Origin of the sequence: Streptomyces sp. R44 (genome assembly GCF_041053105.1) — a bacterium.
Classification (GTDB): domain Bacteria; phylum Actinomycetota; class Actinomycetes; order Streptomycetales; family Streptomycetaceae; genus Streptomyces.
In genome coordinates this window covers 3,356,779-3,372,571 of the sequence record NZ_CP163444.1, presented here as the reverse complement: position 1 = coordinate 3,372,571, position 15,793 = coordinate 3,356,779, and the positions used below count along the sequence as shown (strand labels likewise).

The window sequence follows — 15,793 nt, the reverse complement described above, 5'->3', positions numbered from 1 at the left end:
CCGCATGACGATCCAGCTCACACGGGCCGCCGCACCGGTGAAGGCCCCCGCCCCCACGTCCCGGCGCCCCAGCCCCTGGACCCCCTGGCTCTACCTCCTGCCCGCCCTCGCCGTCCTCGGCGGACTCCTCGTCTACCCCCTCTACCAGCTCGGCCTGATCTCCTTCCTGGAGTACACCCAGGCCCAGGTCAGCGGCGGCGAACCGACCTCCTTCCAGGGCTTCGGCAACTACACGGCCCTCTTCACCGACCCCCAGTTCCGCCAGGTCCTCCTCGCCACCGTCGTCTTCGCCGCCGCCTGCGTCCTCACCACCCTCGCCGTCGGCTGCTCGCTCGCCGTCCTCCTCACGCGCGTGCGTGCCCTGCCCCGGCTCCTGCTGATGCTGGCCGCGCTCGGCGCCTGGGCGACCCCCGCCGTCACCGGCTCCACCGTCTGGGTCTTCCTCTTCGACCCCGACTTCGGCCCCGTCAACCGGCTCCTCGGGCTCGGCGACTTCTCCTGGACGTACGGGCGGTACAGCGCCTTCGCCCTCGTCCTCCTCGAAGTGGTCTGGTGCTCGTTCCCGTTCGTGATGGTGACGGTCTACGCCGGCATCAAGGCCATCCCGTCCGAGGTCCTGGAGGCCGCCGCCCTCGACGGCGCCTCGCAGTGGCGGATCTGGCGCTCGGTCACGGCCCCGGTGCTCCGGCCGATCCTGGTCGTCGTCACGATCCAGTCGATCATCTGGGACTTCAAGCTCTTCACCCAGATCTACGTGATGACGAACGGCGGCGGCATCGCCGGCCAGAACCTCGTCCTCAACGTGTACGCCTACCAGAAGGCCTTCGCCTCGTCCGAGTACAGCCTGGGCTCGGCGATCGGTGTCGTCATGCTGCTGATCCTGCTGACCGTGACCCTGGTCCACCTGCGGCTGCTGCGACGCCGGGGAGAAGAGCTGTGACCACTTCCCGTACGTTCCGCATCCGGCGTCCCGGGCGGCTCGCCGCCGAGGCCGTCACCCTGCTCGTCGCGGCCGCCGTCGCCTTCCCGCTGTACTGGATGCTGCTCTCCGCCCTCAAACCGGCCGGCGAGATCCAGTCCACGCACCCCCGCCCCTGGACGCTCTCCCCGTCCCTCGACTCCTTCCGGCGCGTCTTCGAGCAGCAGGACTTCGGCCGGTACTTCGTCAACTCGCTCATCGTCGCGGGCACGGTCGTCCTCGCCTCGGCCCTCATCGCCTTCCTCGCGGCGACGGCCGTCACCCGGTTCCGCTTCCGGTTCCGGACGACGCTGCTCGTCATGTTCCTCGTCGCCCAGATGGTGCCGGTCGAGGCGCTGACCATCCCGCTGTTCTTCCTCATGCGGGACGCCGGGCTCCTCAACACCCTAGGCTCGCTCGTCCTGCCGCACCTCGCCTTCTCCCTGCCGTTCGCGATCTGGATGCTGCGCGGCTTCGTCCAGGCGGTCCCCGAGGCGCTGGAGGAACAGGCCCAGATCGACGGCGCGAGCCGCGCCCGCTTCCTCTGGCAGATCCTCTTCCCGCTGGTCCTCCCCGGCCTCGTGGCGACGAGCGTCTTCTCGTTCATCTCGACCTGGAACGACTTCCTCTTCGCGAAGTCCTTCCTCATCAGCGACACCTCGCAGTCGACCCTCCCCATGGCGCTGCTCGTCTTCTTCAAGCCCGACGAGAACGACTGGGGAGGAATCATGGCCGGGTCGACCGTGATGACGATCCCGGTGCTCGTCTTCTTCGTACTCGTACAGCGCCGCCTGGTCTCCGGACTCGGCGGGGCGGTGAAGGACTGACGCGATGACCTCCGACCAGGACCTCATTCCCGTACCGCTCTCCATCGAGCAGCACGGCGACGGCCGGCTCCCGCTCGACGAGCGGACCACCCTCGACGCCGGGCCCGGCACCGGGTCCACCGCCCGGTGGCTGCGCGCCGCGCTCGGCGCCGCCACCGGACTGCCCTTCGCCGACGGCACCGGGCCGCACGCGATCCGGCTGAGGATCACCGAGGAGACGGAGCGACCCGAGGCGTACCGGCTCACGGTCGGCGGCCCGGACGCCGCCGTCGTCATCGAGGGCGGCGGCCCCGCAGGCGTCTTCTGGGGCGCCCAGACCCTCCGCCAGCTCCTCGGCCCCGACGCGTACCGCAAGGCGCCCGTACGGAGCGACGGCCCCTGGGACCTCCCGTACGTGACCATCGAGGACGCACCCCGCTTCGGCTGGCGCGGCCTCCTGCTCGACGTCTCCCGGCACTTCACGCCCAAGGACGACGTCCTGCGCCTGCTCGACCTGCTCGCCGCCCACAAGCTGAACGTCTTCCACTTCCACCTCACCGACGACCAGGGCTGGCGCCTCCGGATCGAGCGCTACCCCCGACTCACCGAGGTCGGCGCCTGGCGGGCCCGTACCAAGTGGGGGCACCGGGCCTCCCCGCTCTGGACCGAGACCCCGTACGGCGGCTTCTACACCCAGGACGACATCCGCGAGATCGTCGCGTACGCCGCCGAGCGGCACATCACCGTCGTCCCCGAGATCGACCTCCCCGGCCACGCGCAGGCCGCCATCGCCGCCCACCCCGAACTCGGCAACACCGACGTCGTCGACACCGCCGCCCTCACCGTCTGGGACACCTGGGGCGTCAACCCCAACGTCCTCGCCCCCACCGAGGCCGTCCTCCGCTTCTACGAGGGCGTCTTCGAAGAGGTCCTCGACCTCTTCCCGTCCACCTTCGTCCACATCGGCGGCGACGAGTGCCCCAAGGACCAGTGGAAGGCCTCCCCGGCCGCCCGGGCCCGCATCGAGGAACTCGGACTCGCCGACGAGGACGAGCTCCAGTCCTGGTTCATCCGCCACTTCGACCGCTGGCTCACCGCCCGCGGCCGCCGCCTCATCGGCTGGGACGAGATCCTGGAGGGCGGCCTCGCCGAAGGGGCGGCCGTCTCCTCCTGGCGGGGATACGCGGGCGGGATCGCCGCCGCCGAAGCCGGCCACGACGTCGTCATGTGCCCCGAACAGCACGTCTACCTGGACCACCGTCAGGCACCCGGCGAGGACGAACCGATGCCCATCGGATACGTCCGCACCCTCGCGGACGTCTACCGCTTCGAGCCCGTCCCGCCCGGCCTCGCACCCGAGGCCGCGGCCCACATCCTGGGAACCCAGGCCAACGTCTGGACCGAGGTCATGGAGAACCGCTCCCGCGTCGACTACCAGGTCTTCCCGCGCCTCGCCGCCTTCGCCGAGGTCGCCTGGTCCGCGCTCCCCGCGCCGGAGGCGCGCGACCACGCAGGCTTCGAGCGCCGCATGCGCACCCACTACCGGCGCCTGGACGCCCTCGGCGTCGAGTACCGCCCGCCCGCCGGACCCCACCCCTGGCAGCAGCGCCCCGGGGTGGCCGGCCGACCCCTGGAGGGCACGCCCCCGAACGTGTGAGAGACCCGACGTCACCCGGTCACCCAAGAGCGTCGAAACGGAAGTTACCGTCGCACCCGGGGCGTCCCGGGCGGAACAGTCCTTCGCGGACCCTCGCGCCGGACTCCTCGGAAGATGTGCCAGAGTTGCCACGTCCGGCCTGTGAGCACGTACGGTACGCCCACACGCAGGCGCGACGGCCGGGCACAGTCGGGGACCACCGGGACACCGGGAAGGGGCAGCGGGTTGACCACGCACGCACCACAGACGGCGCAGTCCGTGACGCTGCCCGCCTCGCTCGACGAGGCCGTGGCAGCGCTCACGGCCATGCCGGCCGCCGTCCCCGTCGCCGGCGGCACCGACCTCATGGCCGCCGTCAACAAAGGCCAGCTCCGGCCCGCCGGACTCGTCGGCCTGAGCCGCATCAACGAGATCCGCGGCTGGCAGTACCAGGACGGCCACGCCCTCCTCGGCGCCGGCCTCACCCACGCCCGCATGGGCCGCCCCGACTTCGCCGCCCTCATCCCGGCCCTCGCCGCCGCCTCCCGCGCGGCCGGGCCGCCCCAGATCCGCAACGCCGGCACCCTCGGCGGCAACATCGTCACCGCCGCGCCCACCGGCGACTCGCTGCCCGTCCTCGCCGCCCTGGAAGCCGACCTCGTCGTCCTCGGCCCGCTCGGCAGCCGCGAGATCCCCGTCTCCCACCTCCTCGCGGGCCGCGACCTGCTCGCCCCCGGCGAGCTCGTCGCCTTCGTCCGCGTCCCGCTGCTCCACGCCCCCCAGGTCTTCGTCAAGGCCACCGGCCGCACCGGCCCGGCCCGCGCCACCGCCTCCGTCGCCGTCGTCCTCGACCCGGCCCGGCGGGGCGTGCGCTGCGCGGTCGGCGCCGTCGCCCCCATGCCGCTGCGGCCCCTGGAGGCCGAGCGCTGGATCGCCTCGCTGGTGGACTGGGACAACGACCGGGGGCTCGCGCCGGAGGCGCTCGCGGCGTTCGGCGAGTACGTCGCCGCCGCCTGCATCCCGGACCCGCCGGGCGACGAACAGTTGCCCCCGGCCGTACTGCACCTGCGGCGCACGGTCGCCGCACTCGCCCGACGGGCACTGGGGAGGGCACTGGCATGAGCGACGAGCACAGGGGTCAGACGGGCGGCTGGGAGCCGCTCCCGCAGAGCGAGGGCTACGACGGCGACGCGACCGCCTTCGTCCAGCTGCCGCCCGACTTCATGCTGGACGGCGTGCCCCTGGAGGCGCCCGGCCACGGCTACGTACCGCCGATGATCACCCCGCTCCAGCCGCTCGCCCCGGCCGCGACGACGGACCCGTCGGCGACGGGCTCGTGGACGGTGCACGTCCCGACGGAGGCGCAGCAGCCGCAGTACTTCGAGGGCGGCGAGTACGGGGAGCAGGACGGGTCCTTCCAGGGCGTCGAGCACTTCCAGCCGCCGGCGTACGTGGAGCACGCCGTCGAGCACGTCGGGCACGTCGAGCACGCCGTCGGGCATGTCGAGCACGTCGACTACGCCGAGCCGGACCCGCACGCGACGGCGGAGTGGCGCTTCGAGGAGGCGGCGGCTCCGGCGGCCGACCCGGGGACCGACCCGGGGGCCACGGGGCAGTGGCGGATCCCGGCCGAGGCGGCGGAGGCGGCTGCGGCTCCGGCTGCCGCGGAGCCGGAGGAGGCACAGGCGCCCGCCTCGCCCGCCTCGCCCGCCTCGTACGCCGAGGCTCCGGCGACGCTGCCGGGGGGCGCGCCCGCGCCGTGGGCGCTCCCTGAGGAGCCGGCGGTGGAGGAGGCCGTGGAGGCCCCCGAGGAGGCGCTGGAGGCCGTATCGGAGCTCGCGCCGGAGGTCGCACCGGCCGTCGCGCCCGAGGCGTCTCCCGAGGCCGTGACGGAGGCCGCGGCGGAGGAGGCTCCCCGGGCCCCCGCCGCCACCGTGGCCCTGCCCGTCGACGCGTCCACGGACAGCGACGAGCACCCCCACACCTCGTACACCCTGAGGGTCAACGGCACCGACCGGCCCGTCACCGGTTCCTGGATCGGCGAGTCGCTGCTCTACGTCCTGCGCGAGCGCCTCGGCCTCGCCGGGGCCAAGGACGGCTGCTCGCAGGGCGAGTGCGGCGCGTGCAACGTGCAGGTCGACGGCCGTCTCGTCGCCTCCTGCCTGGTGCCCGCGGCGACCGCCGCGGGGAGCGAGGTGCGGACGGTCGAGGGCCTCGCGGCCGACGGCGAGCCCTCGGACGTGCAGCGGGCGATGGCGAAGTGCGGCACGGTCCAGTGCGGCTTCTGCATCCCCGGCATGTGCATGACCGTGCACGACCTCCTGGAGGGCAACCACGCCCCCACGGAGCTGGAGACCCGCCAGGCCCTCGCCGGCAACCTCTGCCGCTGCTCCGGCTACCGGGGCGTGCTCGACGCCGTCCGGGACGTCGTCGCCGAGCGCGAGGCGGCCGCCGCGGCCACCGCGCCCGAGGCCGCCGACGAGGCCCGCATCCCGCACCAGATTCCCCACCCGCACGACGGAGGCATGGCGTGAGCAGCGACGCGACCACCGCCGCTCTGGACACCCCTGGTCAGGAGCAGCCCGCCGCGCACGGCCTCGGCACCTCGCTCCCGCAGGCCGAGGCGCGCGCGAAGACCGAGGGCACCTTCCCGTACGCCTCCGACCTGTGGGCCGAGGGCCTGCTCTGGGCCGCGATCCTCCGCTCGCCGCACCCGCACGCCCGGATCGTGTCGATCGACACGACGGCGGCGGAGGCCATGCCGGGCGTACGGGCCGTGGTGACGGCCGCGGACGTGCCGGGCGCGGCCACGTACGGGCGCAGGGTCGCCGACCGGCCCGTCTTCGCCGCCGACCTGGTACGGCACCACGGCGAGGCCCTCGCGGCCGTCGCGGCCGACCACCCGGACACGGCGCGGCTCGCGGCCGCGGCGATCGGCGTCGACTACGAGCTCCTGGAGCCGGTGACGGACCCGGAGAAGGCGTTCGCGGCGGAGGCGCTGCACCCCGACGGGAACCTGATCCGACACATCCCGCTGCGCTTCGGCGACCCGGAGGCGACCGGCGAGGTCGTCGTCGAGGGCCTGTACCGGATCGGCCGTCAGGACCCGGCGCCCATCGGCGCCGAGGCCGGCCTCGCCGTACCGCGCCCGGACGGCGGGGTGGAGATCTACACCGCCTCGACCGACCCGCACACCGACCGCGACCTGGCCGCCGCCTGCTTCGGCCTGCCGCCCGAGCAGGTCAAGCTGGTCGTGACGGGCGTCCCGGGCGCGACCGGCGACCGCGAGGACCCCGGCTTCCAGATCCCCCTGGGCCTGCTCGCGCTCCGTACGGGCTGCCCGGTCAAACTCACCGCTACGCGCGAGGAGTCCTTCCTCGGCCACGCCCACCGCCACCCGACCCTGCTGCGCTACCGCCACCACGCGGACGCGGAGGGGCGCCTGGTGAAGGTGGAGGCGCAGATCCTGCTCGACGCGGGCGCGTACGCGGACTCGTCGTCGGAGTCGCTCGCGGCGGCGGTGGCCTTCGCGTGCGGCCCGTACGTCGTCCCGCACGCCTTCGTGGAAGGCTGGGCGGTCCGCACCAACAACCCCCCCTCGGGCCATGTCCGGGGCGAGGGCGCGATGCAGGTGTGCGCGGCGTACGAGGCGCAGATGGACAAGCTGGCCGCCAAGCTGGGCGTGGACCCGGCCGAGCTGCGCATGCGGAACGTCATGGCGACGGGCGACATCCTGCCGACGGGCCAGACGGTGACGTGCCCGGCCCCGGTGGCGGAACTCCTGGCAGCGGTACGGGACTTCCCCCTCCCCTCCTTGCCCAAGGACACCCCGGAGGACGACTGGCTGCTGCCCGGCGGCCCGGAGGGCGCGGGCGAACCCGGCGCGGTGCGGCGGGGCGTGGGCTACGCGCTCGGCATGGTGCACATGCTGGGCGCGGAGGGCACCGACGAGGTCTCGACGGCCACGGTGCGCGTGATGGACGGGGTGGCCACGGTCATCTGCTCGGCGGTGGACACGGGTTCGGGCTTCTCGACCCTCGCCCGCCAGATCGTGCAGGAGACGCTGGGCATCGACGAGGTGCACGTGGCGCCCGTCGACACGGACCAGCCGCCGGCGGGCCCGGCGGCGCACGGCCGCCACACATGGGTCTCCGGGGGAGCGGTGGAGCGAGCGGCGAAAATGGTCCGCACCCAGCTGCTCCAGCCACTGGCCCACAAGTTCGGCATGTCGACGGAGCTGCTCCAGATCACGGACGGCAAGATCACCTCGTACGACGGCGTCCTGTCGACGACCGTCACGGAGGCGATGGACGGCAAGGAACTCTGGGCCACGGCCCAGTGCCGCCCCCACCCCACGGAGCCGCTGGACGAGTCGGGCCAGGGCGACGCCTTCGTGGGCCTGGCGTTCTGCGCGATCCGCGCGGTGGTGGACGTGGACATCGAACTCGGCGCGGTACGCGTGGTGGAGATGGCCGTGGCCCAGGACGTGGGCCGCATCCTGAACCCCGCGCAGCTCACCGCGCGCATCGAGGCGGGCATCACCCAGGGCGTCGGCGCGGCCCTCACGGAGAACCTCCGCACGGCCCGCGGTCTGGTCCGGCACCCCGACTTCACGGGGTACGCACTCCCGACATCCCTGGATGCCCCGGACATTCGCATCGTGAAACTCGTCGAGGAACGCGATGTGGTGGCCCCCTTCGGCGCCAAGGCGGCGAGCGCCATCCCGGTCGTCACCTCACCCGCCGCAGTGGCCTCAGCGGTACGCGCGGCGACGGGCCGCCCGGTCAACCGCCTCCCGATCCGCCCGCAGGCGGCGGTCGCCGTGCCCAATTCGTAACCATGTGATGTCCGTTGCTTGTGCAACCGGGAGGTGCGGACTGTCGTCGTTCCTGACTACAGTGAACTTCTAGACTTGTGCCGTTGACGGCATGGTGGGTTCACGGGGGAGGAGCGGGCATGCGAGCCGAGATGGAGGGCATGACGTCCGGGATGCGGACGCAGGCCGTCAAGTACAGCGCCGACTCCATGCAGAAGTTCAAGCAGGGGGTCGACGCGCTCATCGAGCAGCTCGACGGCTCCGGCGCGAGCGCGGGCAAGCTGAAGGCGGATCCGGTCACCCGTACCCAGTTCGGCGGTGGCGGGGCGGCCTGGAATGAGGCTCAGGGGGCCTACTCGGCCTACAACGAGACCCTCCACAGTCTGGTCGAGCTCTCCGGCCTGCTCAAGGACTGCCTGGAAGGCCTCGGGATCGCGGTCGTCGCCTCCAAGAACGGCATGGAGGAGATGGACGACGACGTCAAGCGCAAGATGATCCAGATCCACCAGCGCACCTACGACGCCAAGACGAAGGCGGACAAGGAAGCGGGCGCCGGCGGCACCGACGCGGCCGAGGGCGACGGCTCCTTCAAGTAGTCGGGCGCGGACAGAATTTCGGGGACACGGGGAAGAGGCGACAGATGAGGCCTGCAGAGGGCGGCGGTGGCGGCGGAACCAACTTCGCTGCCATGAAGCACGAGCAGATGCTGGCGTGGCTGGATGAGGCGAGCAGCTTCTACGTGGGCGACGCGGCGCGGCGGTTGAAGAGCGTCTCGGAGCAGATGGCCAAGATCGCCGGCGAGCTGCGCTCCAGCATGAGGAACATGGACTGGGAGGGCGAGGCCGAGAAGGCGTTCGTCGAGTGGGCCACGAACGTGGCCAACTCGACTACGAGCCTGTCGGACTACGCCGAGCACGGCTCGGTCTGCATGGAGGACAACTCGACCGCCATCGCCTCGGCCCAGAGCGCCATCCCCCGGTACACCTCGCACGAGGCGGCCAAGGCGAACCTGGCGGCCGCCCAGAAGTACCACAACGACCCCGACGCGCAGACCATCGCCCGCAACGCCCGGAACCAGATGTCCCCCAGTGAGGAGCTGGCGGCCATCGAGGCGAAGGAGCGGGAGAACCAGCAGGCGGCGGCGGACGAGATGTACCGCCTCTCCTCCGCCTACCAGTGGTCGAGCCTCCGCATGAAGAACCAGGTGCCGCCCACGTTCCCGCCGCCGCCGGGGGCGTTCGTGCCGGAAGCACCCGACACCCGGGACAGCGGCTCCTACATCGGTTCCACGCAGGAGACCGGCCATCGCTCCACCGGCACGGACACGAGCACGGGGACGCGGACCACGCACAACCCGCCCAGCACCCCGACCACGCCCGACACGCGCACGGTCCCGCCCACCGGCGACCCGACCGGGCCGACGCACGTCATCAAGCCCGAGGTCCGGCCCGACGCCCCGGTGGACCTGGGCATCGACAGCGTGAAGACGCCGCCGAAGCCGGACATCACCGTGCCGACGACGCAGCTCCCGGGCGGCCCGCCGCCGATCACCAAGCCGGACGGCGGCACGCCTCCGTTCGTGACGACCGGCGTGCCTCCGCTGACCGTGAAGGGCGGCGGTCCGGGGCCCCTCGGTCCCACGTCGCCCATCACCGGCGGCACCGGTACCCAGCGCGGCCCGCAGACCGGCGGCCTCCGCAACGGGCCCGGCATGCCCCGCGAAGGCATCAGCGGTGGCCGCCAGGTCCCCAGCACCACGGGCCGGCCGCAGACCGGCATCCCGCGCAGCACCGTCGTCGGCAACGAGCCCACCGGCCAGAACCGGACCGGCATGGGCCGCGGCATGGGCGGCGCCCACGGCATGGGCGGCCCCATGGGCGGCGGTGCCGGCCAGAACGGCATCAGCGGCGGCCGTCGCCTCGCCGGTGAGAGCGGCGGAGTCGTCGGCGGCAAGGCGCAGCGCGCCGGCGCCGCGGGCGGCGGGAAGCCCTTCACGGCCGGTGGCTCGGGCCTCGTCCGCGGCAACGCCGCGAAGCCCGGTGACCGCGAGGAGCAGAACGGAGAGCGTCCCGACTACCTCGTCGAGGACGAGGAGACCTGGCAGCAGGGCCGCCGCGTGGCGCCGCCCGTCATCGACTGATCAGCGCGAGGAAGCAGATGCGTACCAGCAGTATTCGTCGGAGCCGTGCCCGAGTCACCGCCTCGGCCGCCTTGGGGATGCTGCTGGTGGGCATCGCTTCCGTGCCCGCCCACGCGGAGAACTTCCGTGCCCAGCAATGGCACTTGGACGCCATGGGCGCGGACGAGATCTGGCAGCTCAGTACCGGCAAGGGCGTCACCGTCGCGGTGATCGACTCCGGCGTGGACAAGGCCAACCCCGACCTGCGCGGTCAGGTGCTGGAAGGCAAGGACCTCGCGGCCGATGAGTCCGGTGACCAGTTCACCGACTACACCGGACACGGAACCGGTATGGCGGGCCTGATCGCCGGAACCGGAGACCGGGACGGAGGCACCGGAGCCTTCGGCCTGGCGCCGGGCGCCAAGATCCTTCCGATCCGTGTCTCCGGTCTCGACGCAGGGGGAGGCAGCATGGCGGACAGCGACGAGGAGTTCAATCGCGTCGTGCCGCCGGCGATCAAGTACGCGGCCGACTCAGGTGCCAAGGTCATCAACGTCTCGCTCGGAGCGGGAGCGGGCTCGCAGGCACTCACCGACGCGGTGAAGTACGCGCTGGACAAGGGGTCGTTGATCTTCGCGTCGACGGGGAACACCGCCGACAAGGGCAACCAGGTCGAGTATCCGGCGGCGACCCCGGGTGTCGTCGGTGTCGGCGCCGTCGACGACAAGGCGAAGCACGTCTCGACGTCCCAGTACGGCTCCCAGGTCGACCTGGTGGCACCGGGCAAGGACATGGTGCACGCCTGCGGCGGCGGGACGGGCATGTGCAAGTCGACCGGTACCAGTGACGCCACCGCCCTGGCCTCCGCCGCTGCCGCGCTCCTCTGGTCGAAGCACCCCGACTGGACCAACAACCAGGTGCTGAAGGTCATGCTCGACACGGCCGCGAAGCCCAAGGGAGGCGAGAAGCGCAGCGACTACATCGGCTTCGGCGCCATCCGCCCTCTCCGCACCCTGAAGACGCCCGGCGACCCCGGTCCCGCCGACGTCCGGCCCATCGACGACCTCGCCCAGACCGCGACGGCGACCCCGTCCGCCTCCGGTTCGACGGATCCCGCCCCGTCGCAGTCCGTCCCCGCCCCGGCCCCCGCCCCCCAGGCCTCCAAGGGCGACGGCGGCAACACCGGCCTCTGGATCGGTCTCGGGATCGGGGCCGTCGTGGTGATCGGGGCAGCCGTCGCCGTACCCGTACTCCGGTCGCGGCGGGGCTGAGCAAGCCCCCTGCCGTCGGCCGTCCGTAACTCACTCATGGGGAAGTAGATGTCGTTCGACGAGGAGTGGAGCCAAGTCCGCAGCGAGACCGCGGCGATGAGGCTCAACAGCGTGCCCATGGACCCCGGCGGCGGCGGTGGCGGCGGTGCCAGCGACTACAAGGTGACCTCCGCCGACCTCAAGGCCATCGGCAACGAGGCCCAGGAGCTCTTCCACTGGTTCGAGCGGGACGCCTTCCACGCCGGCGCCCAGACCGACGCCGCGGCCAAGGGTCTCGACGGCGACGGGTTCCTGACCGGTTCGGCGATGTGGACGATGTGGGACACCTGGCGCGGCCAGGCCGAGGCGCTCCTCAGCGCCTGCGCGCACATCCACAACCACCTCGAGGACACCGTGATCAGCCACGCCAACCACGAGGAGACGCTGGTCACGAACTTCTCCATGTCCGAGATCGACAAGCACTTCAAATGAGCCTGAGCCGGTGACGGCCACGACGATCGCGCACGGCTGACGAGGGAAACAGATGCTGAAGTTCGACCAGGTCCTCCACGCCCACCTCGGCGGCCTCAAAGAGGCTGTCACCGGCTGGTCGGAGACGGTGTCCAAGCTGGAGAAGACCAAGGAGAAGGCGGAGACCGGCCTCCAGGGCAAGGCCGACAAGGCCGACTGGAAGGGCGAGAACGCCGGCGTGACGCAGGCGTTCGTCCGCAAGACCGCCAAGGAGTTCGGCGACGCCCTCACCGAGGCGAGCAGCATCCGCAACATCCTGCGGGACGCGGAGAGCGAGTTCCAGGCCGCCAAGTCCGAGCTGGAGAAGCTCGTGGCGGAGGCCCCGGGCAAGGGCATCCGCATCGATCCGGACGGTGTCGTCAGCTATCTGATCCACCCCGACCGCCGCGCGAAGGACTACGACGGCCCCAAGCCCGAGCAGGCCGACTTCGAGGCGATGCGTTCGGCGATCAAGGCCGCGATCGACAAGGCGAACAACGCCGACGACGTCGCCTCCCGCGCCCTGCGCGGACTCGTCGGCGGCGACAAGATGAACTTCTCCGGCACGAGCTACGACTCCCTCAAGGCCGCCTCGAAGGCGCAGGACGCCGAGGACGCGCACGCCGCCTACGAGCTGTACAAGAAGGGCGACGACGCCACCCCCGAGGAGATCGACAAGCTCAACGCCCTCTTCAAGGCCAACCAGAAGGACCCGTACTTCGCCGAGAAGTTCGCCCTGGAGGTCGGGCCGAAGGGCAGCATGGAGTACTGGGCCGACATGGGCGACCCGAGCGACGGCTCGCGGCTCGGCGTCGACCACCGCGACAAGCTCAAGGAACTCCAGACGAACTGGAGTCTGACGCTCGCCACCGCGACCCATTCCACCAGCCCCGAGATGGAGCAGTGGAAGGCCGACGTCATCAAGGCCGGCAGCGAGCCGATCCACACGCGCGGCACCAGCCCGTACGGCTTCCAGGTCATGTCCAACCTGATGCGCGTCGGCGACTACGACGACAAGTTCCTCAAGGACTACGGCAACGGCCTCGTCATCACCGAGCGGAAGATGACCCACGACGGGGCGCTGCCCGCCGACCGCGCCTGGCGCCAGCTGAACGGCATGCCGAGCCACCTGAACTGGATGGGCGGCGACCTCGGCAACGACCCCATGGTCGGCTTCATGGAAGGCCTCGGACACAACCCGAAGGCGTCCACGGACTTCTTCAACGGCGACATCGACCTCACGCCCGAGAACACCAAGGACGACAAGAAGCTCGACCCGTTCGACTACTTCACCAAGGACCGCGAGTGGCCCGAGGAGCTCAACGACAAGGGTGACCGCACCAAGGAGCCCGGCTACAACGCGCTCGGCCACGCCCTGGAGTCCGCGACCACCGGCCACCCGTACGACGCCGAGGCCGAGGGCCTCAAGGACGTACGGACCAAGGAGAACGCTGAGATCATGCAGAAGGTCGTCGAGCGGTACGGCAGCGACCCCAAGTACATGCACGAGCAGCCGGGCATCGACGACAGTCTCGGCAAGATGGGCGCCGCGTACATCGACGAGCTGAACCGCTCCCTGGAGACGGACAGCGACACGACGATGGAGGAGAAGCGGAACTCGCCCTTCGGCTTCAACGACGGCAAGGGCGGGTCGCGGTTCGGCTCCGAGTTCGACACCGGGCTGCTCTGGAACCGCGGCGACGCCGTCAACTTCATGGGCATCGTGTCGCAGAGCGAGACCGGCCACTCCACGCTCTCCGCGGCCGAGTCGCTGTACACGACGAGCGTCCTCGACCAGGTCGGCCCCAAGCCCGGCTCCACCTTCGACGACCGGGACCTCACCGACGCGCGGACCACACTGCGCGTCGGGTCGGAGGCGCAGGGCATCCTGGACGAGTCCCGGATGGCGCAGATCGACAAGGACTACGAGCACGACTCCGAGGAGCACAAGAAGGCCGTCGGCAGGACGACCGAATGGGTCAAGTTCGGCGTCGGCGCGGCGGCGGCGGGCGGCATCGCGGTCCTGACGGGCGGCGCCGGTGGCGTACTGGTACCGCTGGCCGCCGAGACGGTGGGCGGCGCGGTGACGACCGTCATCGGCATGGAAGCCGACGACATGGCGGAGAAGTACGAGAAGGACGAGCTGCTGAAGAAGAAGTCGGACGACCTGTCGGACGAGGCGTTGGCCATGGGCAAGGAGAACGCCCTCCGCCCCGGCATCGCCTACGCCAACGCGCCCGGCTGGAGCGAGAAGGACCGGAACTACCTCGACGAGGAGCTGGTCAAGTACGTCCGGGACTCGCGCATGCACGCCCGCGACAACTCGCTGCCCGACCCGTACGAGAAGAAGTGACGCACATGCGGTCTGTACTGACCGGGATCGGGGCGGCCGTCGCCATGGCCGCCCTCCTCACCGGATGCGGCGGCGGCGATGGCGGGGAAGCCACGAAGGCACCCGAAGGCGGCCTGACGGCGGCCGAGGCGTGCGGGGGCTTCGCCAAGGCCCCGGAGACCTCGGCGGCGCTCAAGGCCGTTCTGGGCGGCGAGCGCTTCGAGGACGACCTGTCGAAGCCGGAGAAGGCGTTGGACCGGCTGCGGGAGGATGCCGCCGCGCCGTGGAGCGACTCGTACCGGCCGCAGCCGGTGAAGTACTGCGGCCTCCAGTCCGCGGCGGAGGCGGCGCGGAACCTCAAGATCGAGGTGAACGCGGTGGGGAAGGGCCCGTACCTGGGTCCGGAGCTCGCCGACAAGGTGACCTCGTACACCTCGGGGCTCGAGGCCTTCACCTCCTCCGGCGTCGGCCACGTCTACTTCACCTGCCGTCTCAAGGCGCCCGCTCACGAGATCACCGTCGAGATGACCGTCTGGGGCCCGGCGGGCGTCCCGGACACGGACATGGAGCAGCGCACCCGCCTGATCACCCTGGCCAACGCGGCGGCGCGTGACGTCTCGGCGAAGCTGGGCTGCCAGGGGGAGGACGGGCTGGCGACCGGGGTGCCTGCGCCCGCCGCGACGACCTCCTGAGAGAGTCGTTCCATGCGCACCACCACAGTCCACAGGATCGTGCTTCCGGTCGCCGCGCTCGTGATGGCGGCGACCGGCTGTACGCAGGGAACCGACGATGCCGCAGCCAAGGGCCAGTCGGCCTCGGAGGTCTGCGGTGGGTTCGCCGAGGAGCCTCGTGTGGCCTCGGCCCTCCAGGCCGTCGCCGGCGAGGGCGTCCGGCTGACGAGCAACCGGTCCGAGCCGGACAGGGTCGTCAGCGAGCTGCGGAAGGCCGCGCGGACGCCGCAGAGCGGCAAGAAGCGCATGGCGGGCATCCCGTTCTGCACGCTGGAGGCGGCGGAGGACGGGAAGAACGTCCTGACCCTCACCGTGCGCGAGGCGCTGGCCGTTCCGGGTGGGGATGCCTCGAAGGACCTCGTGACGACGTACGCCACCGGCCGCCTTGCGACCTCCTCCGACCTCTTCGCCTCGATCTACTTCACCTGCCGGATGCCGGCACCGGCGCACGAGATCGTCCTCGATGCGGAGCTGGAGCGGGCGGACGAGAACGAGGCCGATCACGCCGGCGTCAGGGACGAGCAGATCGTTCTGGCCAATGCGGCGGCTCGGCACGTCGCCGACGAGCTGGGATGCACGGAGACCCGGCTGGTCGACGGCGTGCCGACGAAGGCGCGGCCGTAGGGACGAGGGCC

Annotated in this window: 13 protein-coding genes; all 13 read left to right on the top strand. The window is 71.7% G+C overall.

Annotated features, from left to right (window positions below; all coding sequences use genetic code 11):
* The first annotated feature begins 4 nt into the window (after positions 1-4).
* Positions 5-940 carry a carbohydrate ABC transporter permease gene (locus tag AB5J54_RS15550; RefSeq protein WP_369144513.1) on the top strand — a complete coding sequence of 312 codons (936 nt, stop codon included), beginning with the start codon at positions 5-7 and terminating at the stop codon, positions 938-940.
* Positions 937-1,785: a carbohydrate ABC transporter permease gene (locus AB5J54_RS15545; protein ID WP_369144512.1), complete on the top strand. Its 849-nt coding sequence runs from the start codon at positions 937-939 to the stop codon at positions 1,783-1,785. Before AB5J54_RS15550 ends, AB5J54_RS15545 begins: the two co-directional genes overlap by 4 nt.
* Before the next feature lie 4 nt (positions 1,786-1,789).
* Entirely contained in the window at positions 1,790-3,421 is a 1,632-nt protein-coding gene (locus tag AB5J54_RS15540) for a beta-N-acetylhexosaminidase (protein ID WP_369144511.1), read from the top strand.
* Positions 3,422-3,646: 225 nt separating this feature from the next.
* The gene (locus AB5J54_RS15535) at positions 3,647-4,522 is read left to right on the top strand and encodes an FAD binding domain-containing protein (RefSeq protein WP_329851119.1); all 876 of its coding nucleotides are present in this window, start codon (positions 3,647-3,649) and stop codon (positions 4,520-4,522) included.
* A complete protein-coding gene (locus tag AB5J54_RS15530; protein WP_369144510.1) occupies positions 4,519-5,934 on the top strand; it encodes a (2Fe-2S)-binding protein in 1,416 nt (471 codons plus the stop codon). The genes AB5J54_RS15535 and AB5J54_RS15530 overlap by 4 nt, the downstream gene beginning before the upstream one ends.
* A 23-nt stretch (positions 5,935-5,957) precedes the next feature.
* Complete coding sequence (locus tag AB5J54_RS15525) at positions 5,958-8,237, top strand: xanthine dehydrogenase family protein molybdopterin-binding subunit (protein WP_369149340.1); 2,280 nt, start codon at positions 5,958-5,960, stop codon at positions 8,235-8,237.
* 119 nt (positions 8,238-8,356) lie between these two features.
* On the top strand, positions 8,357-8,812 hold the full coding sequence (locus AB5J54_RS15520; RefSeq protein ID WP_369144509.1) for a hypothetical protein: 456 nt from the start codon (positions 8,357-8,359) through the stop codon (positions 8,810-8,812).
* Between the two features lie 92 nt (positions 8,813-8,904).
* The gene (locus tag AB5J54_RS15515) at positions 8,905-10,356 is read left to right on the top strand and encodes a WXG100 family type VII secretion target (protein WP_369144508.1); all 1,452 of its coding nucleotides are present in this window, start codon (positions 8,905-8,907) and stop codon (positions 10,354-10,356) included.
* 77 nt (positions 10,357-10,433) lie between these two features.
* Positions 10,434-11,606: a type VII secretion-associated serine protease mycosin gene (gene mycP / locus AB5J54_RS15510; protein WP_369149339.1), complete on the top strand. Its 1,173-nt coding sequence runs from the start codon at positions 10,434-10,436 to the stop codon at positions 11,604-11,606.
* A gap of 48 nt (positions 11,607-11,654) precedes the next feature.
* Positions 11,655-12,077: a hypothetical protein gene (locus AB5J54_RS15505; RefSeq protein ID WP_369144507.1), complete on the top strand. Its 423-nt coding sequence runs from the start codon at positions 11,655-11,657 to the stop codon at positions 12,075-12,077.
* Between the two features lie 52 nt (positions 12,078-12,129).
* On the top strand, positions 12,130-14,448 hold the full coding sequence (locus AB5J54_RS15500; protein ID WP_369144506.1) for a DUF6571 family protein: 2,319 nt from the start codon (positions 12,130-12,132) through the stop codon (positions 14,446-14,448).
* 5 nt (positions 14,449-14,453) lie between these two features.
* On the top strand, positions 14,454-15,119 hold the full coding sequence (locus tag AB5J54_RS15495; RefSeq protein ID WP_369144505.1) for a hypothetical protein: 666 nt from the start codon (positions 14,454-14,456) through the stop codon (positions 15,117-15,119).
* Positions 15,120-15,131: 12 nt separating this feature from the next.
* The gene (locus tag AB5J54_RS15490) at positions 15,132-15,782 is read left to right on the top strand and encodes a hypothetical protein (protein ID WP_369144504.1); all 651 of its coding nucleotides are present in this window, start codon (positions 15,132-15,134) and stop codon (positions 15,780-15,782) included.
* Positions 15,783-15,793 lie beyond the last annotated feature (11 nt).

Coding starts and splice junctions, on each gene's coding strand:
- AB5J54_RS15540 (WP_369144511.1), top strand. CDS start 1,790: ATGACCTCCGACCAGGACCTCATTCCCGTACCGCTCTCCATCGAGCAG.
- AB5J54_RS15515 (WP_369144508.1), top strand. CDS start 8,905: ATGAAGCACGAGCAGATGCTGGCGTGGCTGGATGAGGCGAGCAGCTTC.
- AB5J54_RS15520 (WP_369144509.1), top strand. CDS start 8,357: ATGCGAGCCGAGATGGAGGGCATGACGTCCGGGATGCGGACGCAGGCC.
- AB5J54_RS15500 (WP_369144506.1), top strand. CDS start 12,130: ATGCTGAAGTTCGACCAGGTCCTCCACGCCCACCTCGGCGGCCTCAAA.
- AB5J54_RS15505 (WP_369144507.1), top strand. CDS start 11,655: ATGTCGTTCGACGAGGAGTGGAGCCAAGTCCGCAGCGAGACCGCGGCG.
- mycP (WP_369149339.1), top strand. CDS start 10,434: ATGCTGCTGGTGGGCATCGCTTCCGTGCCCGCCCACGCGGAGAACTTC.
- AB5J54_RS15490 (WP_369144504.1), top strand. CDS start 15,132: ATGCGCACCACCACAGTCCACAGGATCGTGCTTCCGGTCGCCGCGCTC.
- AB5J54_RS15530 (WP_369144510.1), top strand. CDS start 4,519: ATGAGCGACGAGCACAGGGGTCAGACGGGCGGCTGGGAGCCGCTCCCG.
- AB5J54_RS15495 (WP_369144505.1), top strand. CDS start 14,454: ATGCGGTCTGTACTGACCGGGATCGGGGCGGCCGTCGCCATGGCCGCC.
- AB5J54_RS15550 (WP_369144513.1), top strand. CDS start 5: ATGACGATCCAGCTCACACGGGCCGCCGCACCGGTGAAGGCCCCCGCC.